Below are 24386 nucleotides of genomic sequence, written 5' to 3'. Positions count from 1 at the left end.
CCGGGGAGACTAGTGGGCGCCCAGGTCAGCCGCCCCGGCGGGCAGCTCCAGCACGTATTCCTCGACCTCCGCGCCGCGGCTCGCGGCGTATCCGGAGTCCTCGCCGACCACGACGAAGCCGCACTTGCGCAGCACCGCGAGGGAGGCGGCGTTGTCCTTGGCGGCGCGGGCGTGCACCGGCCCCGGCGGCAGTTCGCGCAGCAGCGCGCGGAGCGCGGCGGTGGCGTGACCGCGACCCCAGCGGGCCGGGTCGATCCAGTAGCTGACCTCGGTGCGCTCGCCGACCGGGAACGCGGCCACCCGCCCGACCACCTCGCCGTCGACCACCACGGCGCGGTTGACGACCCGCTCGTCGGCGCGGATGCGCGCCCAGTGGGCGTCGAACGCGGCCCGGTCGGACGGGTCCGCCGGGCCGAACGCGGCCATCCAGGTGGCCTGCGGATCCTGCTCGTGGGCGAAGAACGCCGGCAGGTCGTCGTCGCGTACCGGGCGGAGCCGCACCTCACTGGTCACGGCCGGGAACGATACGCGGCCCCACCGACACGCTCGGGACCTCCGGCCCGCCGCAGGTCCCGTCCGGCCCTGCCGCGCCGACCGCCGGCACCGCTACCAAGGAGGAGGAACGACACAGCCGAGGAGGCCGGACCATGCCGAAGTACGTCTACGACTTCATCGAGGGTGACCGGAGCCGGGCCGACCTGCTCGGCGGCAAGGGCGCCAACCTGGCCGAGATGACCCGGCTCGGGCTGCCCGTGCCACCCGGGTTCACCGTGACCACCGAAGCCTGCCGCGCCTACCTGGCCACCGGCGCCCCGCCGGCCGGGCTGTACGAGGAGATCAACGCGCACCTGCGCGAGGTCGAGGCGCGGCTGGACCGGTGGCTGGGCGACCCGCGCGACCCGCTGCTGCTGGCGGTCCGCTCCGGCGGGCGGTTCTCGATGCCGGGGATGATGGAGACGATCCTGGACATCGGGCTGAACGACGCCACGGTGGCCGGGCTCGCCGCGCGCACCGGCGAGGAGCGCTTCGCCTGGGACTCCTACCGGCGGTTGATCCAGATGTTCGGCCGCACCGTGCAGGGCATCCCGGCCGAGGAGTTCGAGCACGAGCTGGCGGCGGTGCGGGCCACCGCCGGGCCGGGCGGGCCGAGCGCCGAGCAGCTGCGCGACCTGGTCGACACGTACAAGAAGATCTTCGCCCGGCACGTCGGTCACGACTTCCCGCAGGCCCCGCACGAGCAGCTCTTCCTGGCCGTGCGGGCGGTGTTCTCCTCGTGGCACTCGGAGCGGGCCCGGATCTACCGGCGGCAGGAGCGGATCCCGGACGACCTGGGCACCGCGGTCAACGTGATGGCCATGGTGTTCGGCAACCTCGGCCCCGACTCCGGGACCGGGGTGGCGTTCACCCGCGACCCGGCCACCGGCGCACCCGGCGTGTACGGCGACTACCTGACCGACGCGCAGGGCGAGGACGTGGTCGCCGGTATCCGCAACACGGTGCCGCTGACCGAGCTGGCCCGGCTGGACCCGGCGAGTTTCCACCGGCTGCGGGAGATCATGGCGACGCTGGAGCGGCACTACCGCGACCTGTGCGACGTCGAGTTCACCATCGAGCGCGGCCGGCTGTGGATGCTGCAGACCCGGGTCGGCAAGCGCACCGCCGCGGCGGCGTTCGTGATCGCCGCGCAGCTGGCCGAGGAGGGCCTGATCACGGCCGACGAGGCACTGACCCGGGTCACCGGGGCGCAGCTCGCCCAGCTCGCGTTCCCCGCCTTCGACACGACCGGCGCGCCGGAGCCGCTCGCCGTCGGGGTGGGCGCGTCGCCGGGAGCCGCGGTGGGGCGGGTGGTGTTCGACTCCGCCGCCGCGGCGGCGGCCACCGGGCCGGTGATCCTGGTCCGGCCGGAGACCACCCCGGACGACCTGCCCGGCATGATCGCCGCGGCCGGCGTGCTCACCTCGCGCGGCGGCAAGACCTCGCACGCCGCCGTGGTGGCCCGGGGCATGGGCCGCACCTGCGTGTGCGGGGCGGACGCGCTGCGCATCGACGTCGAGCGCGGCGAGTTCCGCGTCGGCGACCGGGTGGTGCCGGCCGGCGAGCTGATCTCGATCGACGGCACCAGCGGACGGATCTGGCTCGGCGAGGTGCCGGTGCAGCCGTCCCCGGTGGCCCGCTACCTGGCCGGTGAGCTGCGCCCGGAGAGCGACCCGCTGGTCGCCGCCGTGCACCGTCTGCTCACGCACGCCGACGCGGTACGGACGCTCGGGGTGCGGGCGAACGCGGACACGCCGGAGGACGCGCGCCGGGCCCGCCGCTTCGGCGCCGCCGGGATCGGGTTGTGCCGGACCGAGCACATGTTCCTCGGCGAGCGCCGGGAACTGGTCGAGCGGTTGATCCTGGCCACGGACCCGACCGAGCTGCGGGCGGCGCTGGACGCGCTGCTGCCGTTGCAGCGGGCCGACTTCGTCGGGCTGCTGGCCGCGATGGACGGCCTGCCGGTCACCGTCCGGCTGTTGGACCCGCCGCTGCACGAGTTCCTGCCGCCGCTGGCCGAACTGACCGCCCGGGTGGCCCGTGCCGAGGCGCGCGGCGAGGACCCGGGGCGGGACGCCACGCTCCTGGCGGCGGTGCGGCGGATGCACGAGGCGAACCCGATGCTCGGGCTGCGCGGCGTCCGGCTCGGGCTGGTGGTGCCGGGACTGTTCGCCATGCAGGTGCGGGCGCTCGCGGAGGCGGCCGCGCAGCGGCTGCGGGCCGGCGGCGACCCGCGCCCGGAGATCATGGTCCCGCTGGTCGGGGACGTGCGGGAACTCGCCGCCGTCCGGGACGAGGCGCGCCGCGTGCTGGCCGAGGTCGACGGCGCACCGGAGATCCCGATCGGCACCATGGTCGAGACGCCCCGGGCGGCGCTCACCGCCGGGGAGATCGCCGGCGAGGCGAGCTTCTTCTCCCTCGGCACCAACGACCTGACGCAGACCACCTGGGCGTTCTCCCGGGACGACGTGGAGGGGTCGTTCTTCCCCGCGTACCTGGCCCGGGGCATCTTCGCGGTGTCGCCGTTCGAGAGCGTCGACACCGCCGGCGTCGGGCGGCTGGTCCGGCTCGCCGTCGCCGAGGGCCGGGCGGCCCGGCCGGACCTGACCGTCGGCGTCTGCGGCGAGCACGGCGGCGACCCCGACTCGATCGCTTTCTTCGCCGCGGCCGGACTCGACTACGTGTCCTGCTCGCCGTACCGGGTGCCGGTGGCGCGGTTGGCCGCCGGCCGGGCCGCGGTCGAGGCCGGCACCGACAACTCCGACTCCCGCTAGGAGGGCAGCGTCATGACCGCCATCTTCAACCCGACCGGCCTGGCCACCGTTCCCCCGGTCCCCCGGCCCGCGCCGCCGGCCCCGGACCCGGCGCCCGCCGCCCCCGAGCCGGTGGTCCCGACCGCCGTGGGTCCGGTGCTGGAGCTGCCCGGCACGCCGGGCGCCGCGTTGGTGCCGGTGACCTGCTCGGGTCGCCCGGTGGGCGCGTTCGTCCTGGCCGACGGCCGGGTCCGCTACCACCGGGTGGTCGACCCCGACCAGTTGGTCACGGCCGCCACCGGCGCGTTCGCGGTGGCCGCGCTCACCGCCGCCGTCGCGCTGTGGTCCCGCCGCCGCCCACCGGCGGTCGGCTCGGTGACGATGGGCCCCGGCGGCTGGCTCAGCCTCCGCGGCGCGTCGATCCCCCGCCCCCGCCCCGAGGACCGCCCCTGGTGGGCCCGCCTCCTGCGGGCCCACCCCCTCCCCCGCTGACCCCGTTGACCCCGCCCCGGCCGCGTCGATCATGAGGTTGACGGCGATGTGGATCTCTGATCGTGCCGCCAACTTCATGATCGACGCGGGAGGGGCTTTGGTCCCGGGACGGGGGTACGGGGGCTCTGCCGGGAGGCGTGCGCGGGCGGGAGGGTGGAGGTGCAAGGGCGGGCGGAATCGAGGGAGCGAGCATGAGCGGCAACCAGCGCACCGTGGATCCGTGGCGGGGATTCCGGGACGGACCGTGGCGGGAGACCGTCGACGTCGCCGACTTCGTCCGGCGCAACCACGAGCCCTACACCGGCGACGCGTCGTTCCTCACCGGCCCGACCGAGCGCACCCTCGCGGTGTGGGACCGGCTGCGGGCCCTGTTCCCGGAGGAGCGCCGGCGCGGGGTGTACGACGTGGACGCGGCCACCCCGTCGACCATCACCTCGCACGCGCCCGGGTACGTCGACCGGGAACGGGAGCTGATCGTCGGGTTGCAGACCGACGCGCCGCTGCGCCGGGCGATCATGCCGGCCGGCGGGCTGCGGATGGTGGAGACCGCGCTGCGGGCGTACGGCCGTGAGCCCGACCCGCGCGTGCACGAGATCTTCACCCGGCACCGCCGCACCCACAACGACGCGGTCTTCGACGCGTACCCGGAGAGCGTGCTGGCCGCGCGGCGCTCGCACGTGATCACCGGGCTGCCCGACGCCTACGGGCGGGGCCGGATCATCGGCGACTACCGCCGGGTGGCGCTGTACGGGGTGGACCGGCTGGTCGAGGAGCGACGCGCCCACCGGGCCGCGTTGGACGACCGGCGCAGCACCGACGACGTGATCCGGGACCGGGAGGAACTGGCCGAGCAGATCCGCGCGCTCGGCGAGCTGAAGGAGATGGCGGCCTCGTACGGCTTCGACATCTCCCGCCCGGCCGCCACCGGGCAGCAGGCGATCCAGTGGCTCTACTTCGCCTACCTGGCCGCGACCAAGGAGCAGAACGGCGCGGCCATGTCGCTCGGGCGCACCGCCGGCTTCGTCGACGTCTACCTGCGGCGGGACATCGCCGAGGGGCGGCTGGACGAGACCGGCGCGCAGGAGCTGGTCGACGACTTCGTGATCAAGCTGCGGATCATCCGCTTCCTGCGCACCCCCGAGTACGACCAACTGTTCTCCGGCGACCCGACCTGGGTCACCGAGTCGCTCGGCGGGATGGGCGCGGACGGACGACCGCTGGTCACCCGCACCACGTTCCGCTACCTGCAGACGCTCTACAACCTCGGTCCGGCGCCCGAGCCGAACCTCACGGTGCTCTGGTCGCCCCGGTTGCCCGACGGGTTCAAGCGGTTCTGCGCCCAGGTGTCGCTGGACACCAGCGCCATCCAGTACGAGAACGACGAGCTGATCCGCCCCGCGTACGACGACGACACCGCGATCGCCTGCTGCGTGTCGGCCATGCGGGTCGGCCGGGACATGCAGTTCTTCGGCGCCCGGGCGAACCTGGCCAAGGCGCTGCTCTACGCGATCAACGGCGGCCGGGACGAGCTGACCGGCGCACAGGTTTCCCCGCCGACCCCGCCGGTCGGCGGCGAGACGCTCGACCACGACGAGGTGCTCGCCGCGTACGACCGGACGCTGGACTGGCTCGCCGAGACGTACGTGGACGCGTTGAACGTGATCCACCACCAGCACGACCGGTACGCGTACGAGCGGCTGGAGATGGCGCTGCACGACCACCCGGTGCGGCGGTTCATGGCCACCGGCATCGCCGGCCTCTCGGTCGCGGTGGACAGCCTCTCAGCCATCCGGTACGGCCGGGTCAAGGTGCTGCGCGACGCGACCGGGCTGGCCGTCGACTACGCGGTCGAGGGCGAGTTCCCGACGTACGGCAACGACGACGACCGGGCCGACGAGATCGCCGTGTGGCTGGTCGAGACGTTCGCCGCGAAGCTGCGCCGGCAGCGCACCTACCGGGACGCCGAGCTGACCATGTCGGTGCTCACCATCACGTCGAACGTCGTCTACGGCACCCACACCGGCGCCACCCCGGACGGGCGGCGGGCCGGCGAGCCGTTCGCGCCGGGCGCCAACCCGATGAACGGCCGGGACACCCACGGCCTGGTCGCCTCGGCGCTGTCGGTGGCGAAGCTGCCGTACGACGCGGCCCGCGACGGCATCTCGTTGACCGGCACGGTCACCCCCGACGGCCTGGGTCACACCCGCGAGGAGCGGATCGCCAACCTGGCCGGCGTGCTCGACGGCTACACCGACGCCGGCGGGTTCCACCTCAACGTCAACGTGCTGGACCGGGCCACGCTGCTGGACGCGATGGCCCACCCGGAGCGGTACCCGCAGCTCACCGTCCGGGTCTCCGGGTACGCGGTGAACTTCGTCCGGCTCACCCGTGAGCAGCAGCGGGACGTGGTGTCCCGGACGTTCCACGGGTCGCTGTGACCGACCGCCCGCCGGTGGCGCCCGCCGCGGCGCCACCGGCCCTCGACGGGGCGGTGCACTCCTGGGACACCTCGGTGGGGGTGGACGGGCCGGGCACCCGCTTCGTGGTCTTCCTCGCCGGCTGCCCGCTGCGCTGCCGCTACTGCCACAGCCCGGACACCTGGTACGGGCGCAGCGGCCGGCGGCGCACGGTGGACGAGATGGTGTCACTGGCGACCCGGTACCGGCGGTTCGTCGAGGTGGCCGGCGGCGGCGTCACGGTCAGCGGTGGCGAACCGTTGCTGCAACCGGCGTTCACCGGGGAACTGCTGCGCCGCTGTCACGCGCTCGGCCTGCACACCGCGCTGGACACCTCCGGGTTCCTCGGCGACCGTGCCGACGAGGCGCTGCTGGACGCCACCGACCTGGTGCTGCTCGACGTGAAGGCGGGCAGCCCGGCGACGTACCGGCGGGTCACCGGCACCGGCCGGCTCGCGCCGACGCTGCGGTTCGCCCGCCGGCTGGCCGACCGGGGCACGCCGATGTGGATCCGCTACGTGCTGGTCCCGGGGTTGACCGACGCCCCGGACGAGGTGGCCCGGGTGGCCGACGTGGCCGCCGGGCTGACCACCGTCGAGCGGGTCGAGGTGCTGCCGTTCCACCGGCTCGGCGCGCACAAGTACGCCGAGCTGGGCCTGAGCTTCCCCCTGGCGGACACCGCGCCGCCGGACCCGGAGCTGCTGGCCCGGGTACGCGGCCAGTTCGCCGACCGCGGCCTGACCGTCACCTGATCCGCCCGGCGCGACCCTAGGATGGTGGCGGTGGGTGCCCTGGCGGTGGGTTCGCTCGTGATCGGCCGGTTGGCCGTGCGCCGCGCGGTGATCCGCGAGCTGCGCATCGGTCGGCTGGAGGTGGGCGAGCTGGTCGTGCGGCGCACCACCGACCCGGGTCAGCTCGCCACGGACGTGGGATAGCCGTACAGGTCGAGCAGGCGCACCCGGGATGCCTGCAGGCGATCCACCACGACGCTCATGAACCGGGCGGTGAGCTGCCGGCCGAGCGTGTCGTCGGACTCCATCAGCCGGCGCACCCCGTCCGCGTCCAGCTCGACCGCCGTGCTGCGCTGGGTGGCCACCGCGCCGAACTGCCAGCGGTAGGGCGGGAACAGCCAGGACCAGCCGAGCACCCCGCCCGCCCCGATCGTCTCGATGCCCACGTCGCCGCGACCGGGCACCGGGAAGTCCAGCGCGACCTGGCCGCCCCGGACCAGCCAGAACCGCTCGGCCGGCTGGCCGGCGCGGAACAGCCGGTGCCCGGGGTGCCAGACCACCGGGCGGGCGTACCCGGTGAGCCGGGGCAGCCACTCGTCGGGCAGCCCAGCCAGGAACGGGTGGACCCGGAGCATCTCCAGCGGGGTCATGGCGCCTCCACGGTCGGCAGAAGGAAGCCGTGGTTCCATCACACCCCGTCACGCCCCCGACGCGGAAGGGGCCGATGGTCCCGAGCTGCGCGGGGCGGTCGCCCCTGCCCGGGCACGGCCCGCGGGACCAGGCTGGAGGTGGACGAAGGAGGACGTGATGACCGACAGATCCGGTGCCCCCGTCGTGGTGGGTGTGGACGGTTCCCCGTCGGCGCTGGACGCGGTGCGGCTGGCCGCGCGGGAGGCGGTGCTCCGGCACCGGCCGCTGCGGGTGGTGAACGCGTTCCTGTGGCCGCTGCTCGGCACGCCGCTCGGCCCGGTCGCCGCCACGCTGCCCGACGACGAGCTGCGGCAGGAGGCCGGCAAGCTGGTCCAGGAGGCGATCGACGAGGCCCGCAAGGTCGACCCCGACCTGCCGGTGAGCGGGGCGGTGGTGGACGGCGGACCGGTCGCGGTGCTGCGGCGGGAGAGTCGCGACGCGGCGCTGCTGGTGCTGGGTCACCGCGGTCTGGGCGGCTTCGCCGAGCTGCTGGTCGGTTCGGCGGCGGTGCAGCTCTCCGCCCGCGCCGACTGCCCGGTGCTGATCGCCCGGGGCGAGGCCCGCGCGGCCGGACCGGTGGTGGTCGGGGTGGACGGCTCCGCGCTGTCGACCGAGGCGGTCGGCTTCGCGTTCGCCGAGGCCGCCCGGCGCGGCGCCGACCTGGTCGTCGTGCACACCTGGCTCTATCCGCAGCCGGTGACGCGGCGGGAGAGCTACGGCGACATCATGCCCCTGGTGTACGACCCGGAGCGGCTGCGCGCGGACGAGGAGCGGGTGCTCGCCGAGTCGGTGGCCGGCTGGGCGGAGCGCTACCCGGAGGTCACGGTGCGGCCGAAGCTGATCGCCGCCACCCCGGCCCGGGCGCTGGTCGAGGAGTCCACCGACGCGCAGCTGACCGTGGTCGGCGCGCACGGACGGGGCAGCCTCGGCGGTCTGCTGCTCGGCTCGGTCAGCCACGCGGTGCTGCACCACTGCCGCAGCCCGCTGGCGATCGTGCGGCACCGCCGGGAGCCGGCCGGCTGACCGGCCCGCGTCCACGGGCGCCGACCGGGTGCACAGCCGCCCGACCGGCGCCCGGATCCGTGGCGTCGCCCGCGCGGCGGGGCCGGAACGGCCACAATGGCGGGAGTCGACCGAGGGGGTCCCGATGAACCGACCCGTCGTGGCGGGTGTGGACGGATCGCCGTCCAGCCTGGCCGCCGCCGAGCTGGCCGCCGCGAGCGCCGTCACGCGGTCCCGGCCCCTGCTGCTGGTGCACGGCTACCTGCACCCGCTCGGCTACGGGGTGCCGCTCAACCCGTACGACCTCGGGGTGCCGGCACCGACCGAGGAGGCGGAGAAGATGCTGGAGCGCGTCGCCGCCGAGCTGGCCGAACGGCATCCCGGCCTGCGGGCACAGGTGCGACAGGTCGCCGGCGGCCCGGGCGCGGCCCTGGTCGAGGAGTCGCGCCGGGCCGAGCTGGTGGTGGTGGGCAGCCGGGGCGTGGGCGGCTTCGCCGGCCTGCTGCTCGGCTCGGTGGGCGGGCAGCTGGCGCAGCACGGGCAGTGCCCGGTGCTGGTGGTCCGCCCGGCGGAGGAGCCGATCCCGGTTGGGGGCCCGGTGGTGGTCGGCGTGGACGGCTCCGACTCCGCGGCGTACGCGGTGGAGCTGGCCGCCGACGAGGCCGACCGCCGCGGTGCCGAGCTGGTGCTGCTGCACGTCCGGTCGCCGGAGCGCGGCGCGGTCGCGCCGGAGGTCGCCGCCGAGGCGGGCACCGCCGAGCGGGCCGAGGCGACGGCGCTGCTGGCCACGGCGGCCGACACGGTCCGCCGGGCGCATCCGGGGCTGCGGGTGACCGAGCGCGCCGTCGCCGCCGCCTCCCCGGAGACCGCGCTGCGGGAGGCGAGCGGCGAGGCGTCGCTGGTGGTGGTCGGCTCCCGGGGTCGGGGCGGCTTCGCCGGGCTGCTGCTCGGCTCGGTCAGCCAGGCCCTGGTTCAGCACGCCCACTGCCCGGTGCTGGTGGCCCACCGGCCGGAACCGGCCGACGACTGACCTCGGTCGGCGACCGGTCCGGCCGACCCGACGTCAGGACGGGTCGCGGCCGGCGAGCAGGTCGGCGAAGTCGGTGGTGAGCGCGAACGGGTCGGCCGGGCCGGTCGCGGGCGGTCGGAGGTCCACCTGCTCGGCCAGCTCGCCGGCGGCCCGCCGGATGCGGGCCCGCAGCGCGCTGTCGCCGTCGTCGCCGGCCCAGTCCTCGGGCGCGGCGAAGACCGCCGTCGGCAGCACGACCGCCCGCAGGTACGTGAACATCGGGCGCACCGCGTGCTCCAGCGCCAGCGAGTGCCGGGCGGTGCCGCCGGTCGCCGCGATCAGCACCGGCTTGCCGGCCAGCGCGTCCCGGTCGACCACGTCGAAGAAGGACTTGAACAGCCCGCTGTAGGACGCGTTGAACACCGGCGTGACCGCGATCAGCCCGTCGGCCGCCGCGACCGCGTCCAGCGTCCGGCGCAGCGCGCCCGGTGCGAAGCCGGTGAGCAGGTGGTTCACCACGTCGTGCGCGTGCTCGCGCAGCTCCACCGCGTGCAGGTCGACGTCCGCGCCGCGACCGGCCAGCTCGTCGCGGGCGGCCGCGGCGAGCTGGTCGGCGAGCAGGCGGGTGGACGAGGGCTGGCCGAGACCGGCCGAGACGACCGCGAGCGTACGCCGGGTCACCGGTCCTCCTCCGTGGTCGTCGCGGCGTCGCGGGCGGCGAGCAGGGCGGCGTGGGTGGGCGCCTGCGGCACGTGCGCGGGACGCATCGAGTCGAACTCCTTGCGCAGCACCGGGACCACCTCCTCGCCCAGCAGGTCGAGCTGCTCCAGCACCGTCTTCAGCGGCAGGCCGGCGTGGTCCATCAGGAACAGCTGCCGCTGGTAGTCGCCGACGTACTCGCGGAAGCCCAGCGTGCGGTCGATGACCTGCTGCGGGCTGCCCACGGTCAGCGGCGTCTGGCGGGTGAACTCCTCCAGCGACGGGCCGTGCCCGTAGACCGGGGCGTTGTCGAAGTAGGGCCGGAACTCGCGCACCGCGTCCTGGGAGTTGCGGCGCATGAACACCTGCCCGCCGAGGCCGACGATCGCCTGGTCGGGTGAGCCATGGCCGTGGTGCGCGAAGCGCTCGCGGTAGAGGCCGACCATCCGCTGGGTGTGCTCCTTGGGCCAGAAGATGTGGTTGGCGAAGAAGCCGTCGCCGTAGTAGGCGGCCTGCTCGGCGATCTCGGGGCTGCGGATGGAGCCGTGCCAGACGAAGGGCGGGATGCCGTCGAGCGGGCGCGGGGTCGAGGTGAACGACTGCAGCGGGGTGCGGAAGCGTCCCTTCCAGTCGACCACGTCCTCGCGCCACAGCCGGTGCAGCAGGTCGTAGTTCTCGATGGCGAGCGGGATGCCGTTGCGGATGTCCTGCCCGAACCACGGGTAGACCGGGCCGGTGTTGCCGCGACCCATCATCAGGTCCACCCGGCCGTCGGCCAGGTGCTGGAGCATCGCGTAGTCCTCGGCGATCTTGACCGGGTCGTTGGTGGTGATCAACGTGGTCGAGGTGGACAGCAGCAGCCGCTCGGTGCGCGCGGCGATCCAGCCGAGCATGGTGGTCGGCGACGACGGCACGAACGGCGGGTTGTGGTGCTCGCCGGTGGCGAACACGTCCAGCCCGACCTCCTCGGCCTTGAGCGCGATGGTGGTCATGGCCGTGATCCGGTCCCGCTCGGAGGGCAGCCGACCGGTGGTCGGGTCGACCGTGACGTCACCGACGGTGAAGATTCCGAACTGCATGACCAGCTCCTCGGGTGGGGTGTGGACCGGGCGGTCCGGGGATCGCCCCGCACAACATACTTGACGAGTCAACTATTCCGGGAGGCGTGTGGTCCGAGCGCCCCGGATACCCTTGCCGCGATGACGTACCCCTGGCTCCGGGCCCCGGCGGCGCAGGTCGCCACCACCGCGCAGACCCTCCTCGGCTGGACCGTGTCGGCGAACGGGGTCCGAGTGCGGCTGACCGAGGTCGAGGCGTACGCCGGCACCGGCGAGGACCCCGCCTCGCACGCCCACCGCGGCCCGACGCCCCGCAACCGGGTCATGTTCGGTCCGGCCGGGCACGTGTACGTCTACTTCGTGTTCGGCATGCACTGGTGCGCGAACATCGTCTGCGGCCGGGACGGCGAGGCGGCGGCCGTCCTGCTGCGCGCCGGCGCGGTGGTGGACGGGATCGAGACCGCCCGGGAGCGCCGCCCCCGCGCGTCGGACCGGGACCTGGCGCGCGGGCCGGCCCGCCTGGTGACCGCGCTCGGCCTCGACCGGGACGCCAACGGCACCTCGGCGGTCGACGGCACCGGCCCACTGCTCCTGACCCCGCCCGCGACGCCCGTCGACCCGACGCGGATCGTCGCCGGCCCACGGGTCGGCGTGGCCGCCGCACACGACCTGCCGTGGCGGTTCTGGCTCTCCGACGAGCCCACCGTGAGCGTCTACCGCCGACACACCCCCCGCCGCCGCCCACCCACCCCCCGCTAGCACCCGCCCGCGCTCGCCCCGCCCATCGCGTCGATCTCGGAGGGGGGCAACCCGGCGCGCTCGCGAAGCGTCTCACTGTCAGGAGAGCAGGGCGTTGCGCACGAGTGACTTTCAACGGGGTGTTGACAACATGCCACTATCGGGTGTGGGATGGACGACATGGTCACCGTGGACAACGACCCGTTCACCGCTCCGGATGCTGCCCAGGCCCGCGCGCACCGCAACTACGCGGCACTGCTGCGGATCGCCGAGCGGCACGCCGGCACGAACTCCCGCCGTCGCCGCTACGCGCACCCCGACGTGCCCGACGCGTACGAGGCGGCCACGCTGGTGATGGCGCTCGCCGGCGGCGCCGAGCTGGAGGAGGGCGAGGAACCGGTCGACCAGGCCGACCTGATGGCCGCGCTGACCCTGATCCCGCACGTGCGGGCCGAGGTCGACGTGCTGGAGGCCGGGCTGCTGCAGGTGGCCCGGGGGCGCGGCATGACCTGGCAGGCGATCGCGTTCGGGTTGGGGCTGGGCAGCGCGCAGGCCGCCCGGCAGCGCTACGAGCGGCTCACCGTCCGCACCGGCACCGGCGACTGAGCCTCGGGCCGGCGGACTGTCACAGCGGCGGGTGAGACTGTGCCGGACGACGGCACGGGAGGACGCGATGACGCGCGAGGAGATGCTGGCCTACTGCCTGGCCAAGCCGGGAGCCTGGCTCGACCGGCCGTGGGAGGGCGACGAGGTGGTGAAGGTGGGCAGCCGGATCTTCGCGTTCCTCGGCTCGCCCGAGGGCGAGGCCAGGATCGGCGTCAAGTGCGGCCCGACCCGGGAGGTCGCCGACGAGTGGGTGCACCGGTTCCCGGCCGACGCCCGCCCGTCGCCCTACATCGGCCGGTCCGGCTGGAACACGCTCCGACTGGAGGGTGACATCCCCGACGACGAACTGGTCGACGCCGCCGACGGGTCGTACGACGCGGTGGTGGCCAAGCTGCCCAAACGCGAACGGCCGGCCGGTTGACCGCCCGTGGAGCGGGACGCGGCTCGACCGGGGCGGGCGAGCGCCCGCCCCGGGACCGGGTGACTCAGCGGGGCACGACCCCTTCGGCGGCCCACTCCCGCCAACCCGCCAGCTTGTCCGCCGCGGCGGCGAGCTGATCGGCGACCGGCCCGGGGCCGGTGGAGCCGGGGGTGGTGCGCGCCGCGAGGGCCGAGCGCACCGACAGCACGTCGCGCACCGACGGGTCCAGGTGCTCGCTGACCGCGGCCAGATCGGCGTCGGAGACCTCGTCCAGCGCGCAGTCCCGGGCCGCGCAGAGCGCGACCAGCCGGCCGGTGATCTCGTGCGCGTCGCGGAACGGCACGTTGCGCCGGACCAGCCAGTCGGCGACCTCGGTGGCCAGGGAGAAGCCGGACGGCGCGCTGGCCACCAGGCGGTCCACCCGGACCGTCATCGTGGAGATCATCCCGGCCAGCGCGGGCAGCAGCAGCTCCAGCGTGTCGACCGCGTCGAACGCCGGCTCCTTGTCCTCCTGCATGTCCCGGTCGTAGGTCATCGGCAGGCCCTTGAGCATGGTCAGCACGCTCATCAGGCCACCGACCAGCCGGCCGGACTTGCCCCGGGCCAGCTCGGCGATGTCCGCGTTCTTCTTCTGCGGCATGATCGACGATCCGGTGGCGAACGCGTCGTCCAGCTCGACCCAGCCGAACTCCTGCGACGTCCAGAGCACCACCTCCTCGCCGAGGCGGGACAGGTGCACGCCGACCATCGCGGTGACGAAGAGGAACTCGGCCACGAAGTCCCGATCGGCGACCGCGTCCATCGAGTTGGCGAACGAGGTGCGGAAGCCCAGCTCCTTGGCGACCGCCACCGGGTCCAGCGGCAGGCCGGAGCCGGCCAGCGCGCCCGCGCCGAGCGGGCTGATCGCGGTCCGCTCGTCCCAGTCGCGCAGCCGTTCCAGGTCGCGCAGCAGCGGCTGCACGTGGGCCAGCAGCCAGTGCCCGAACGTCACCGGCTGGGCGTGCTGCAGGTGCGTCATGCCCGGCGCCGCGGTGTCGACGTGCCGCTCCGCCTGCTCGATGAGCGCCTCGGCCAGCTCGACCAGCCGGGCCGCCACCCCACGGGCGTGGTCGCGCAGGTAGAGCCGCAGGTCGGTGGCGACCTGGTCGTTGCGGGACCGGCCGGCGCGCAGCTTGCCGCCGAGGCTGCCCAGCCGCTCCAGCAGGCCCCGCTCCAGGGCGGTGTGCACGTCCTCGTCGTCGACCGTGGGACGGAACGCGCCGGACGCACACGCCGCCTCCAGGTCGTCCAGCGCGGCCAGCATCCGACCCAGCTCCTCCGGGTCGAGCAGACCGGCGCCGGCGAGGACCCGGGCGTGCGCCCGGGAACCGGCGAGGTCGTACGGGGCGAGACGCCAGTCGAACTGGACACTCACCGACAGCCGCGCGAGCGCCTCGGCGGGACCGCCGGCGAACCGGCCTCCCCAGAGGCTCGTCCGGTTGGTGGCGGCGCTGTTCTCGGTCAGGCTCTTGTCGTCCACCCCACCCATTGTGAAGGTCACCAGCTCACCTCTCCCAACCGGGCGTCCCGCGCGGCGGCCAGGCCGCTGGGCAGGCCCCACAACCGCACGAAACCCTTCGCCAGCGACTGGTCGAACGTGTCACCGGTGTCGTAGGTGGCCAGGCCGAAGTCGTAGAGGCTGGCCTCGGAGCGCCGACCGGTCACCACCGCCCGGCCGCCGTGCAGGGTCAGCCGCACCTCGCCGGTGACGTGCCGCTGGGCGTCGTCGACGAACGCGTCCAGCGCCCGGCGCAGCGGGGAGAACCAGAGACCGTCGTAGACCAGCTCCCCCCAGCGCTGGTCGACGCCGCGCTTGAACCGGGCCAGGTCCCGCTCGACCGTGACCGACTCCAACTCCTGGTGGGCGGTGATCAGGGCGACCGCGCCGGGCGCCTCGTACACCTCGCGGCTCTTGATGCCGACCAACCGGTCCTCGACCATGTCGAGCCGGCCCACGCCGTGCGCGCCGGCGCGTCGGTTCAGGTCCAGGATCGCCTGGTACGGGGTGACCGTCTCGCCGTCGATCGCCACCGGGACGCCGCCGTCGAAGGTGATGACCACCTCGTCCGGGTCGCGCTCCAGGGCCGGGTCGGACGTGTACGCGTACAGGTCCTCCACCGGCGCGGTCCAGATGTCCTCCAGGAAGCCGGTCTCCACGGCCCGCCCCCACAGGTTCTGGTCGATCGAGTACGGCGACCGCGCCGTGACGTCGATCGGCAGCCCCTTCTCCTCGGCGAAGGCGATCGCCTTGTCCCGGGTCCAGGCGAAGTCCCGGGCCGGCGCGACGATCCTCAGGTCGGGGGCGAGCGCGGCCAGGCCGACCTCGAACCTGACCTGGTCGTTGCCCTTGCCGGTGCAGCCGTGCGACACGATCGTGCCGCCGTGCCGGCGCGCGGCGGCGACCAGGTGCCGGACGATCAGCGGCCGGGACAGCGCGGAGACCAACGGGTAGCGGTCCATGTAGAGCGCGTTGGCCCGGATCGCCGGCACGCAGTACCCGGCGGCGAACTCGTCCCGCGCGTCGATCACCTCCGCCTCGACGGCGCCGCAGTCCAGGGCGCGCTGCCGGACGACGGTCATGTCCTCGCCGCCCTGGCCGAGGTCGACCGCGACCGCGATCACCTCGGCGCCGGTCTGCTCGGCCAGGTACGGGATGGCGACGGAGGTGTCGAGACCCCCGGAGTACGCCAGGACGACCCGCTCGGTCATGGTGTGCTGTTCCCTTCGACGTTCTCGTCCCGGCGGGCCCAGGCGGCGAGCCGGTCGCCCAGTGCCGCGCCGCCGTCGGGCTCGCGGGCCACGACGAGGATGGTGTCGTCGCCGGCGATGGTGCCGACGATCTCGGACAGGCCGGCCCGGTCCAACGCGCTGGCCAGGTAGTGGGCCGCGCCCGGCGGGGTGCGCAGCACCGCGATGTTCCCGCTGGCGTCGACCCCGTTGAGCAGTTCCCGCAGCAGGCGTACCAGCCGGGCCGGCGCGCCCTCGGCGTCGCGCAACGGACGGTGGCCGTCCTCCGGGATCAGGTAGACGCCCCGCCCGTCGCCGCCGCGCGCGGTCACCGCCCCCAGTTCTTTCAGGTCCCGGGAGAGCGTGGCCTGGGTGACCTGGATGCCGTCACCGGCGAGCAGGTCGGCCAGCTCGGTCTGCGAGTGGATGGGCGTGTCGCGGATCAGCTCGACGATGCGGGCGTGCCGCGCGGCGCGGGTCAGCGGGGCGGTCATGTGGATGCCTCCAGGAGAAAGGTCAGCAGCGCCTTCTGGGCGTGCAGGCGATTCTCCGCCTGGTCGAACACCGCGCTGCGCGGGCCGTCCAGCACCTCGTCGGTGATCTCCTCGCCGCGGTGGGCGGGCAGGCAGTGCAGCACGATCACGTCGGCCGCGGCGTGGGCGAGCAGGGCGTCGCCGACCTGGTAGGCCCGGAACGGGGTGATCCGGTCCAGCCCGTCGGCCTCCTGTCCCATGGACGTCCAGGTGTCGGTGGCGACCACGTGCGCGTCCCGGACCGCCTCGACCGGATCGACGAGCACCCGGACCGAGCCGCCGGTGCCGGCGGCGATCTTCTCCGCCCGGGCCACGATCTCCGGATCCGGCTGGAACCCGGCCGGGCCGGCGATCCGCACGTGCATGCCGGCGGTCGCGCCGGCCAGCAGGTACGAGTGCGCCATGTTGTTCGCCGCGTCGCCGACGTACGTGAGGATCCGGCCCGCCGTGGCGCCGAACCGCTCGCGCACGGTGAGCAGGTCGGCCAGGAGCTGGCAGGGGTGGTAGGTGTCGGTGAGCGCGTTGACCACCGGCACGGTGGCGTGCGCCGCCACCTCGGCGATCCGGTCGTCGCCGTGGGTGCGCAGCACGATCGCCGCGACGTAGCGGGACAGCACCCGGCCGGCGTCGGCCAGCGTCTCGCCCCGACCGAAGTGGGTGACCTGGGTGTCCACGACGAGCGGGTGGCCGCCCAGCTCGGCGATGCCGGCGTCGAACGAGATCCGGGTGCGCAGGCTCTGCTTGTCGAACAGCACCGCCACCGACCGGGGCCCGGCCAGCGGCTTGTGGGCGTACCGCTCGGCTTTCATCCGGGCGGCGAGGTCGAGCACGGCGGCCTGCTCGGCCGGCGTGAGGTCGTCGTCGCGCAGGAAGTGGCGGATCATGCGAGGGCCTCCGTGGCGGTGGGTCCGGTCGGCGCGGGAGCGGCCGCGTCGAGCGCGGCGGGCAGGGCGGCCAGGAACGCGTCGGCCTGCGCGGCGGTGAGGAGCAGCGGCGGCGCGAGCCGGACCACGCCGGGCTGCACCGGGTTGACCAGGAAACCGGCGGCGCGCAGCGCGTCGGTCACCGTGCCGGCGACCGGGGCGGCCAGCTCGACGCCGAGCAGCAGGCCGGCGCCGCGCACCCCGCGCACCAGCGGGTGTCCGAGCGCCTCGACGCCGCGCCGCAGCCGCTCGCCGACCCGCTTGACGTGGTCGAGCAGCCCTTCGTTCGCGATCGTGGCGACCACCGCGAGCGCGGCGGCGCAGCTGACCGGGTTGCCGCCGAACGTGGTGCCGTGCGAGCCGGGGGTGAGCAGGTCGGCGGCCGGGCCGAAGGCCAGGCACGCGCCGAGCGGCAGGCCGCCGCCGAGCCCCTTGGCCAGCGTGACCACGTCCGGCTCGACGCCCTCGGCCTGGTGGGCGAACCAGTGCCCGGTACGCCCGACGCCGGTCTGCACCTCGTCGAGCACCAGCAGCGCGCCGCGTGCGGCGGTGATCCGCCGGGCCGCCGCGAGGTAGCCCGGCGGCGGGACGACCACGCCGTTCTCCCCCTGGATCGGCTCCAGGATCACCATCGCGGTGGCGTCGGTGACCGCCTCGGCCAACGCGTCGACGTCGCCGTAGGGCACGTGGGTCACGTCGCCGGGCAGCGGGCGGAACGGGTCGGCCTTGGCCGGCTGGCCGGTGAGCGCCAGCGCGCCCATGGTCCGGCCGTGGAAACCACCGTGGGCGGCCACCACGTGGCGTCGACCGGTGAGCCGGGAGAGCTTGAACGCCGTCTCGTTGGCCTCCGCGCCGGAGTTGGCGAAGAAGACCCGGCCCGGTCGGCCGGCCAGCGCCAGCAGCAGCTCGGCCAGCGCGACCGGCGGTTCGGCGACGAACAGGTTCGACACGTGCCCCAGCGTCGCGACCTGCCGGGTGACGGCGGCCACCACGGCCGGGTGTGCGTGGCCGAGGGCGTTGACGGCGATGCCGCCGACCAGGTCCACGTACTCCCGGCCGGCCTCGTCGACCACGACGGCGCCGGAGCCGGAGACGAGCGCCAGCGGCGGTGTGCCGTAGTTGTTCATCATGGTGGCGCGCCAGCGCCGCACCAGCGTGCTCATGAGCCGATCACCATCGTTCCGAACCCTTCCGAGGTGAAGACCTCCAGCAGCGTGGAGTGCGCGACCCGGCCGTCGACGACGTGCGCGGCGGGCACTCCCCCGCGCACCGCCCGCAGGCACGCCTCCATCTTCGGGACCATGCCCGACTCCAGGGACGGCAGCAGCGTCGCCAGGTCGTCGGCGGTGATCTCGCTGATCAGGCTGGACGTGTCGGGCCAGTCCGCGTACAGGCCGGGCACGTCGGTGAGGACGACCAGCTTGCGCGCGTCCAGGGCGACCGCGAGCGCGGCGGCGGCGGTGTCCGCGTTGAGGTTGTGCAGCACCCCGTCGGCGTCCGGCGCGACGGTGGAGATGACCGGGATCCGGCCGGCCGCGATCAGGTCGGTGACCGCGGAGGCGTTCACCGACTCCACGTCGCCGACCTGCCCCACGTCGACCGGCTCCCCGTCCACGTACGCCGGCCGGCGCACCGCGGTGAACAGGCCCGCGTCCTCGCCGGAGAGTCCGACCGCGAACGGGCCGTGCGCGTTGACCAGGCCGACCAGCTCCCGGCCGACCTGCCCGACGAGGACCATCCGAACCACGTCCATGGCCTCGGGGGTGGTGACCCGCAGGCCGCCCCTGAACTCGCTGGCGATGCCGAGGCGGCCCAGCATGGCGGAGATCTGCGGCCCGCCGCCGTGCACGACGACCGGCTTGAGACCGGCGTACCGGAGGAAGACCATGTCCGCGGCGAACGCCCGCTGGAGTGTGGGGTCCACCATGGCGTTGCCGCCGTACTTGACCACGACGGTCGCGCCGGCGAGGCGGGCCAGCCAGGGCAGCGCCTCGATCAGCGTGGCGGCCTTGGCCTGAGCCCGGCTGAGGTCGGCGGTGAGGTTCAGGTTCATGTGGAATAGGCCGAGTTCTCGTGCACGTACGCGTGGGACAGATCGTTGGTCCAGACGGTGGCGGCGGCGGCGCCGGCGTGCAGGTCGATCCGGATGGTCACGTCGCGGCCGGTGAGGTCCACCTTGGCGCGGTCCTCGGCGGCGGCCCCGGCCCGGCACACCCAGATCCCGTTGACCGCCACGTCGACCTCGTCGGGCTCGAACGCGGCGGCGGTGGTGCCGACGGCGGCGAGGATCCGACCCCAGTTCGGGTCGTTGCCGAACAGCGCGGTCTTCACCAGGTTGTTGCGGGCCACCGCGCGGCCCACCTCCACGGCCTCGTCCTCGCTCGCCGCGCCCACCACGTCGACGGCGACCTGCTTGGTCGCGCCCTCCGCGTCGGCGAGGAGCTGCTGGGCCAGGTCGTGGCAGGCGGCGGTGACCGCGGCGGTCAGCTCGGCCTCGGTCGGCTCGATGCCGGACGCGCCGCTGGCCAGCAGCAGCACGGTGTCGTTGGTGGACATGCAGCCGTCGGAGTCGACCCGGTCGAACGTGACCCGGGTGGCGGCCCGCAGCGCGGCGTCCAGCACGTCCGGGCCGGCCACCGCGTCGGTGGTGAGCACGCAGAGCATGGTGGCCATGGCCGGCGCCAGCATCCCGGCGCCCTTCGCCATCCCGCCGACGGTCCAGCCGCTGCCGCGCGCCACCGTCGTCTTGGGTCGGGTGTCCGTGGTCATGATCGCCTCGGCGGCCGGGCCGCCGCCGTCGCGGGACAGTCCGCGCACCGCGTCGCGTACGCCGGGCAGCAGCTTGTCCATCGGCAGCCGCTCGCCGATCAGGCCGGTGGAGCAGACCGCTACCTCGCCGGCGCCGACGATCATCCGGGCGCTGCTGCCGGTGAGCGCGGCGGCGGTGTGCTCGGCGGTGGCGTGGGTGTCCTGGAAGCCGGCCGGGCCGGTGCAGGCGTTCGCGCCGCCGGAGTTGAGCACAACGGCGCGGACCACGCCGCCGTGCACGACCCGCTGGGTCCAGAGCACCGGCGCGGCCTTGACCCGGTTGGCGGTGAAGACGCCGGCGACCCCGGCGTCCGGGCCGTCGTTGACGACCAGCGCGACGTCACCGGCGCCGGAGGTCTTGAGGCCGGCGGCGACACCGGCGGCGCGGAAACCGCGGGGGGTGGTGACACTCATGGGGCAACTCCGAAGACGGACAGACCGGTGGTCTCGGGGAGACCCACCATCAGGTTGGCGTTCTGCACGGCCTGGCCCGCCGCTCCCTTGCCGAGGTTGTCGATGGCGCTGACCACGATCATCCGCCCCGAGTCGACGTCCACCGTCGCCTGGAGGTGGCAGGAGTTCGAGCCGGCGGTGGCGGCGGTGTGCGGCCACGCCCCCTCGGGCAGCAGGTGCACGAACGGCGCGTCGGCGTAGGCGGCGGCCAGCACCGCGCGCGGGTCGGCGTCGCCGGTCGGCAGCGCGGTGACGGTGGCCAGGATCCCGCGCGGCATGGGCGCGAGGACGGGCGTGAACGACAGGCCGGCCGCGCCGCTGGCCTGCTTGATCTCCGGCACGTGCTGGTGCGCGCCCACCTTGTAGGGCGACAGGTCGCCCATCACCTCGCTGCCGAGCAGGTGGGCCTTCGCGGCCCGGCCGGCGCCGGAGGTGCCGGAGGCGGCGACCACCACCACGTCGTCGGGGCGTACCGCGCCGGCGGCGATCAGCGGCGCCAGGGCGAGGGTGGTGGCGACGGCGTAGCAGCCGGTGTTGGCCACCCGCCGGGCCGCGGCGATCTCCGCCCGCTGGCCGGGCAGCTCGGGCAGCCCGTACGTCCACGCGCCGGCGTACGCGCCGGCGTAGTAGCGGGCCCAGGCGTCCGCGTCGCGCAGCCGGTGGTCGGCGCCGAGGTCGACCACCGCGACGCTGTCGGGGAGGGCCGCCGCGAGCGCCGCCGACTGGCCGTGCGGCAGGGCCAGGAAGACCAGGTCCGCGTCGGCCAGGGCCGCCGGCTCGGTCGCCCCGAACACCAGGTCCAGGCCGACGAGCTGCGGGTGTACGGCGGTGACGGGCTGACCGGCCTGGCTGTGCGCGGTGGCGGTGACCAGGTCGAACTCGGGGTGGCCGGCGAGCAGGCGCAGCAGTTCGCCGCCGGCGTATCCACTCGCCCCGGCCACCGCAACTCGAATGCCCATACCTACCTCCGCATGACTATGCAGAATAGGTTACCGGCCGCCAGGCCCTACTGCAAGGTCATACAGTGCACTGCATAGAGATGAGGGCCTCCCGGGAACGGCCGGCGCCGCGTCGCACGGGCCGTCGACGCGCGTCAAGAAGGGCCCCCGCCTCTACCGAATGCGTTAAGCGGGGGCCCTTCCTTACACCTCAGGCGCCGCGGAGGGTGGCGCCGAAGCGCTGCGCGGCGAGCGCCACCGCGGCGTCGCGGGCGGCCACCGCCTCCTCGCCGGCCAGCGTGCGGTCCGGGGCCCGGAACGTCAGCTTGTAGGCCAGCGACTTCCGCCCCGCGCCGAGCTGGGCGGAGGCGTAGACGTCGAAGAGCCGGACGTCCTCCAGCAGCGGGCCGGCGCCCTCGGCCAGGGCCCGCCGCACCTCCGCCGCCGGCACCGCCTCGTCCACCACCAGCGCCACGTCGATCAGCGCCGGCGGGAACGTGGAGATGGTCGGCCCGGTCGCCAGCGGCGCGGCGGGCAGCGCGTCCAGGTCCAGCTCCATGGCGCTGGTGCGGCGGGGCAGCTCCAACGCGGCCACCACGGCCGGGTGCAGCTCGCCGGCGTGCCCGACGACGACGTCGTCCACCAGCAGTTCGGCGCAGCGCCCCGGGTGCCAGGGAGCCCGCTCGCCGGCCCGGACGGTCACCCGGTCGGCCGGGATGCCGGCGGCGTCCAGCACCGCCCGGCCGGCCTCGACGGCGTCCGCCCAGCCGGCCGCCCGGCCCGCGCCCCACCAGCCGGCCGGCTCGATCTCGCCGCAGAGCGCCGCGGCGACGTGCCGGGGCTGCGCCGGGACCACCGCGTCGGCGGCGGCGAACTCCTCGTCGGTGGGCCGCCGGTCCACGCCCATGGCCGGCGGGGCGCCGACGCCCGGACGCGGGTGGAAGACCGCGCCGATCTCGTAGATCGCCACGTCCCGCTGGCCCCGACCCACGTTGCGCTTGACGATGCCCAGCAGCGGGCCGAGCAGCGTGGTGCGCAGCAGCGGCTCCTCCTCGGACAGCGGGTTGGCCAGCCGCACCGCGGGTCGGCGCGGGTCGTCGGCCGGCAGGCCGAGCTGGTCGGCCAGCTCCGGCGCCACGAACGGCTGGGACAGCACCTCGACCCAACCCCGCTCGGCCAGCGAGCGGGCCACCGCCCGGCGGCGCTGCTGCTGCGGGGTCAGGCCCCGACCGGCCGGCGCGGTGGGCAGCACCGACGGCACCCGGTCGTACCCGTCGAGGCGGACCACCTCCTCCACCAGGTCGGCCGGGTCGGTCAGGTCGGGCCGCCAGCTCGGCGGCGTGACGGTGAGCACCTCGCCCGCGCCCGACGCGGCTACCCCGGTGGCGCCCGGGTCCTCGCCGAGCCGGTCGGCGCCGCGCGTCACCGCGCACCCGACCTGCTCCAGCAGCTCCACCACCCGGTCCGGCGCATACGTCACGCCGACCCGACGCGACGGCAGGTCCACCGGCAGCGCGACCGGCGTCCGCGGGCGGACGTGGTCGAGGTCGAGCACCTCGGCGCCGGCGGCGCCACCGGCCAGGTCGGTGAGCAGCCGGACCGCCTTCTCCAGCGCGACCAGCGGCAGCGTCGGGTCGACGCCGCGCTCCCAGCGCTTGGCGGCCTCGCTGAACAGCCTGTGCCGCCGGGCGGTGCGCCCGACCATCGCCGGGTCCCAGTGCGCCGCCTCGAAGAGCACGTTCGTGGTGGAGGCGAGCACCTCGCTGCTCTCGCCGCCCATCACCGCGGCCAACGAGATCGGGCCGGTGTCGTCGCAGATCACCATGTCCTCCGGTACGAGGGCACGGCTCACCCCGTCCAGGGTGGTCAGTTTCTCCCCCGGCTCCGCGCGACGCACCACCAGCGGCCCGACGATCCGGTCGGCGTCGAAGGCGTGCATCGGCTGGCCGAGTTCGAGCATCAGGTAGTTGGTGATGTCGACCGGCAGCGAGATGCTGCGCACACCGGCGACGGTGAGCCGCTGCCGCATCCAGCCGGGCGTCTCGACCTTCGGGTCGACACCGCGCACCATCCGGGCGGCGAACCGGTCGCAGCCCACCGGGTCGCGGACCTCCACCGGGTACGCCGGCTCGGCGGTGCCGCCCGACGCGGGCGCGTCGGCCGGGTCACGGAACGGCACGCCGAGCGCGTGCGACAGCTCCCGGGCGATGCCGCGGACGCTGAGCGCGTACCCGCGGTCCGGGGTGATCTCCATCTCGACCACCACGTCGTCCAGGCCGACGATCGGCCGCGCGTCGTCGCCGGGCTGGGCCTTCACGTCCTCGGGCAGCACGATGATGCCCGAGTGGTCGTCGCCGAGCCCCAGCTCCTGCGCCGAGCAGATCATGCCGTGGGAGTTGCGCCCGTACGTCTTGCGCGCGCCGATGGCGAAGTTGCCGGGCAGCACCCCGCCCGGCAGGATCACCACGACCCGGTCGCCCTGGGCGAAGTTGCGCGCCCCGCAGACGATCTCCTGCGGCTCGCCGGTGCCGTTCGCGGCGCCCACGTCCACCCGGCAGAAGCGGATCGGCTTCTTGAAGCCGGTCAGCTCCTCGATCTCCAGGACCTCGCCCACGACCAGCGGACCGGTGACGCTCTCCCGCAGGTCCACGATCGACTCGACCTCGATGCCGAGGTCGACCAGCGCCTGCTCCAGGTCGCCGGTGGGCAGGTCGGTCGGGAGGTCCACGTACTCCCGCAACCAACTGACAGAAACTCGCATGACTCTTCTTCCACC

General features: G+C 74.7%; 23 protein-coding genes. 10 read left to right on the top strand and 13 right to left on the bottom strand.

What is annotated here, in order from left to right; all coding sequences use genetic code 11:
* Positions 1 to 9: 9 nt before the first annotated feature.
* The gene (locus tag O7600_RS00675) at positions 10 to 513 is read right to left on the bottom strand and encodes a GNAT family N-acetyltransferase (RefSeq protein ID WP_281591781.1); all 504 of its coding nucleotides are present in this window, start codon (positions 511 to 513) and stop codon (positions 10 to 12) included.
* Positions 514 to 647: 134 nt separating this feature from the next.
* Between O7600_RS00675 and ppdK the strand changes: the two genes are divergently transcribed.
* The 5 genes from ppdK (at position 648) to O7600_RS00650 (ending at position 7170) form a co-directional block, all read left to right on the top strand.
* The gene (gene ppdK, locus O7600_RS00670) at positions 648 to 3308 is read left to right on the top strand and encodes a pyruvate, phosphate dikinase (protein ID WP_281591780.1); all 2661 of its coding nucleotides are present in this window, start codon (positions 648 to 650) and stop codon (positions 3306 to 3308) included.
* Between the two features lie 12 nt (positions 3309 to 3320).
* Positions 3321 to 3779: a hypothetical protein gene (locus tag O7600_RS00665; RefSeq protein WP_281591779.1), complete on the top strand. Its 459-nt coding sequence runs from the start codon at positions 3321 to 3323 to the stop codon at positions 3777 to 3779.
* 191 nt (positions 3780 to 3970) lie between these two features.
* Positions 3971 to 6217, top strand: a complete 2247-nt coding sequence (gene pflB / locus O7600_RS00660) for a formate C-acetyltransferase (RefSeq protein ID WP_281591778.1) — start codon at positions 3971 to 3973, stop codon at positions 6215 to 6217.
* Positions 6214 to 6987: a pyruvate formate-lyase-activating protein gene (gene pflA / locus O7600_RS00655; RefSeq protein WP_281591777.1), complete on the top strand. Its 774-nt coding sequence runs from the start codon at positions 6214 to 6216 to the stop codon at positions 6985 to 6987. Before pflB ends, pflA begins: the two co-directional genes overlap by 4 nt.
* 30 nt (positions 6988 to 7017) lie before the next feature.
* Complete coding sequence (locus tag O7600_RS00650; RefSeq protein ID WP_281591776.1) at positions 7018 to 7170, top strand: hypothetical protein; 153 nt, start codon at positions 7018 to 7020, stop codon at positions 7168 to 7170.
* Here O7600_RS00650 and O7600_RS00645 read toward each other — a convergent pair.
* Positions 7146 to 7616: a cyclic nucleotide-binding domain-containing protein gene (locus tag O7600_RS00645; protein WP_098745310.1), complete on the bottom strand. Its 471-nt coding sequence runs from the start codon at positions 7614 to 7616 to the stop codon at positions 7146 to 7148. The two genes, O7600_RS00650 and O7600_RS00645, sit on opposite strands and share 25 nt — an antisense overlap.
* A gap of 157 nt (positions 7617 to 7773) precedes the next feature.
* Between O7600_RS00645 and O7600_RS00640 the strand changes: the two genes are divergently transcribed.
* Positions 7774 to 8679 carry a universal stress protein gene (locus tag O7600_RS00640; protein ID WP_281591775.1) on the top strand — a complete coding sequence of 302 codons (906 nt, stop codon included), beginning with the start codon at positions 7774 to 7776 and terminating at the stop codon, positions 8677 to 8679.
* Positions 8680 to 8803: 124 nt separating this feature from the next.
* Complete coding sequence (locus O7600_RS00635; RefSeq protein ID WP_281591774.1) at positions 8804 to 9688, top strand: universal stress protein; 885 nt, start codon at positions 8804 to 8806, stop codon at positions 9686 to 9688.
* A gap of 33 nt (positions 9689 to 9721) precedes the next feature.
* Here the strand turns inward: O7600_RS00635 and O7600_RS00630 are convergent, their stop codons facing one another.
* Positions 9722 to 10348, bottom strand: coding sequence for a CE1759 family FMN reductase (locus O7600_RS00630; protein WP_281591773.1), 627 nt, complete (start codon positions 10346 to 10348; stop codon positions 9722 to 9724).
* Positions 10345 to 11445 carry an LLM class flavin-dependent oxidoreductase gene (locus O7600_RS00625; RefSeq protein WP_281591772.1) on the bottom strand — a complete coding sequence of 367 codons (1101 nt, stop codon included), beginning with the start codon at positions 11443 to 11445 and terminating at the stop codon, positions 10345 to 10347. The genes O7600_RS00630 and O7600_RS00625 overlap by 4 nt, the downstream gene beginning before the upstream one ends.
* A gap of 120 nt (positions 11446 to 11565) precedes the next feature.
* On the opposite strand from O7600_RS00625, the gene O7600_RS00620 reads away from it, so the two are divergent.
* The 3 genes from O7600_RS00620 to O7600_RS00610 all read left to right on the top strand — a co-directional run bounded on the left by O7600_RS00620 (position 11566) and on the right by O7600_RS00610 (position 13189).
* The gene (locus tag O7600_RS00620; RefSeq protein ID WP_281591771.1) at positions 11566 to 12183 is read left to right on the top strand and encodes a DNA-3-methyladenine glycosylase; all 618 of its coding nucleotides are present in this window, start codon (positions 11566 to 11568) and stop codon (positions 12181 to 12183) included.
* A gap of 150 nt (positions 12184 to 12333) precedes the next feature.
* Entirely contained in the window at positions 12334 to 12768 is a 435-nt protein-coding gene (locus O7600_RS00615) for a DNA-binding protein (RefSeq protein WP_253866547.1), read from the top strand.
* 67 nt (positions 12769 to 12835) lie between these two features.
* Entirely contained in the window at positions 12836 to 13189 is a 354-nt protein-coding gene (locus O7600_RS00610) for an MmcQ/YjbR family DNA-binding protein (RefSeq protein ID WP_281591770.1), read from the top strand.
* Positions 13190 to 13253: 64 nt separating this feature from the next.
* On the opposite strand, the gene argH is transcribed toward O7600_RS00610, so the two are convergent.
* The 9 genes from argH to pheT all read right to left on the bottom strand — a co-directional run bounded on the left by argH (position 13254) and on the right by pheT (position 24371).
* Entirely contained in the window at positions 13254 to 14717 is a 1464-nt protein-coding gene (gene argH, locus O7600_RS00605; protein WP_099161505.1) for an argininosuccinate lyase, read from the bottom strand.
* Positions 14718 to 14725: 8 nt separating this feature from the next.
* Positions 14726 to 15937 carry an argininosuccinate synthase gene (locus tag O7600_RS00600; RefSeq protein WP_281591769.1) on the bottom strand — a complete coding sequence of 404 codons (1212 nt, stop codon included), beginning with the start codon at positions 15935 to 15937 and terminating at the stop codon, positions 14726 to 14728.
* Complete coding sequence (locus O7600_RS00595; protein ID WP_091577936.1) at positions 15934 to 16449, bottom strand: arginine repressor; 516 nt, start codon at positions 16447 to 16449, stop codon at positions 15934 to 15936. Before O7600_RS00595 ends, O7600_RS00600 begins: the two co-directional genes overlap by 4 nt.
* A complete protein-coding gene (argF, locus tag O7600_RS00590; RefSeq protein WP_099161507.1) occupies positions 16446 to 17372 on the bottom strand; it encodes an ornithine carbamoyltransferase in 927 nt (308 codons plus the stop codon). The genes O7600_RS00595 and argF overlap by 4 nt, the downstream gene beginning before the upstream one ends.
* Complete coding sequence (locus O7600_RS00585; protein ID WP_281591768.1) at positions 17369 to 18574, bottom strand: acetylornithine transaminase; 1206 nt, start codon at positions 18572 to 18574, stop codon at positions 17369 to 17371. The genes argF and O7600_RS00585 overlap by 4 nt, the downstream gene beginning before the upstream one ends.
* Complete coding sequence (argB, locus tag O7600_RS00580; RefSeq protein WP_281594038.1) at positions 18571 to 19458, bottom strand: acetylglutamate kinase; 888 nt, start codon at positions 19456 to 19458, stop codon at positions 18571 to 18573. The genes O7600_RS00585 and argB overlap by 4 nt, the downstream gene beginning before the upstream one ends.
* A 2-nt stretch (positions 19459 to 19460) precedes the next feature.
* The gene (gene argJ / locus O7600_RS00575; RefSeq protein ID WP_281591767.1) at positions 19461 to 20633 is read right to left on the bottom strand and encodes a bifunctional glutamate N-acetyltransferase/amino-acid acetyltransferase ArgJ; all 1173 of its coding nucleotides are present in this window, start codon (positions 20631 to 20633) and stop codon (positions 19461 to 19463) included.
* Positions 20630 to 21631, bottom strand: a complete 1002-nt coding sequence (gene argC, locus O7600_RS00570) for an N-acetyl-gamma-glutamyl-phosphate reductase (protein WP_281591766.1) — start codon at positions 21629 to 21631, stop codon at positions 20630 to 20632. The genes argJ and argC overlap by 4 nt, the downstream gene beginning before the upstream one ends.
* 190 nt (positions 21632 to 21821) lie before the next feature.
* Positions 21822 to 24371, bottom strand: coding sequence for a phenylalanine--tRNA ligase subunit beta (gene pheT, locus O7600_RS00565; protein ID WP_281591765.1), 2550 nt, complete (start codon positions 24369 to 24371; stop codon positions 21822 to 21824).
* Positions 24372 to 24386 lie beyond the last annotated feature (15 nt).

The organism is Micromonospora sp. WMMA1998 (assembly GCF_027497375.1).
GTDB lineage: Bacteria > Actinomycetota > Actinomycetes > Mycobacteriales > Micromonosporaceae > Micromonospora > Micromonospora sediminicola.
The sequence above is the reverse complement of the archived record's forward strand: the minus strand, read 5'-3'. Positions and strand labels throughout refer to the sequence as shown.

Coding starts and splice junctions, on each gene's coding strand:
- O7600_RS00595 (WP_091577936.1), bottom strand. CDS start 16,449: ATGACCGCCCCGCTGACCCGCGCCGCGCGGCACGCCCGCATCGTCGAG.
- pheT (WP_281591765.1), bottom strand. CDS start 24,371: ATGCGAGTTTCTGTCAGTTGGTTGCGGGAGTACGTGGACCTCCCGACC.
- ppdK (WP_281591780.1), top strand. CDS start 648: ATGCCGAAGTACGTCTACGACTTCATCGAGGGTGACCGGAGCCGGGCC.
- O7600_RS00635 (WP_281591774.1), top strand. CDS start 8,804: ATGAACCGACCCGTCGTGGCGGGTGTGGACGGATCGCCGTCCAGCCTG.
- argJ (WP_281591767.1), bottom strand. CDS start 20,633: ATGAGTGTCACCACCCCCCGCGGTTTCCGCGCCGCCGGTGTCGCCGCC.
- argF (WP_099161507.1), bottom strand. CDS start 17,372: ATGATCCGCCACTTCCTGCGCGACGACGACCTCACGCCGGCCGAGCAG.
- O7600_RS00585 (WP_281591768.1), bottom strand. CDS start 18,574: ATGAGCACGCTGGTGCGGCGCTGGCGCGCCACCATGATGAACAACTAC.
- O7600_RS00640 (WP_281591775.1), top strand. CDS start 7,774: ATGACCGACAGATCCGGTGCCCCCGTCGTGGTGGGTGTGGACGGTTCC.
- argH (WP_099161505.1), bottom strand. CDS start 14,717: ATGGGTGGGGTGGACGACAAGAGCCTGACCGAGAACAGCGCCGCCACC.
- O7600_RS00600 (WP_281591769.1), bottom strand. CDS start 15,937: ATGACCGAGCGGGTCGTCCTGGCGTACTCCGGGGGTCTCGACACCTCC.
- pflB (WP_281591778.1), top strand. CDS start 3,971: ATGAGCGGCAACCAGCGCACCGTGGATCCGTGGCGGGGATTCCGGGAC.
- O7600_RS00625 (WP_281591772.1), bottom strand. CDS start 11,445: ATGCAGTTCGGAATCTTCACCGTCGGTGACGTCACGGTCGACCCGACC.
- O7600_RS00645 (WP_098745310.1), bottom strand. CDS start 7,616: ATGACCCCGCTGGAGATGCTCCGGGTCCACCCGTTCCTGGCTGGGCTG.
- O7600_RS00620 (WP_281591771.1), top strand. CDS start 11,566: ATGACGTACCCCTGGCTCCGGGCCCCGGCGGCGCAGGTCGCCACCACC.
- O7600_RS00665 (WP_281591779.1), top strand. CDS start 3,321: ATGACCGCCATCTTCAACCCGACCGGCCTGGCCACCGTTCCCCCGGTC.
- O7600_RS00615 (WP_253866547.1), top strand. CDS start 12,334: ATGGACGACATGGTCACCGTGGACAACGACCCGTTCACCGCTCCGGAT.
- argC (WP_281591766.1), bottom strand. CDS start 21,631: ATGGGCATTCGAGTTGCGGTGGCCGGGGCGAGTGGATACGCCGGCGGC.
- O7600_RS00610 (WP_281591770.1), top strand. CDS start 12,836: ATGACGCGCGAGGAGATGCTGGCCTACTGCCTGGCCAAGCCGGGAGCC.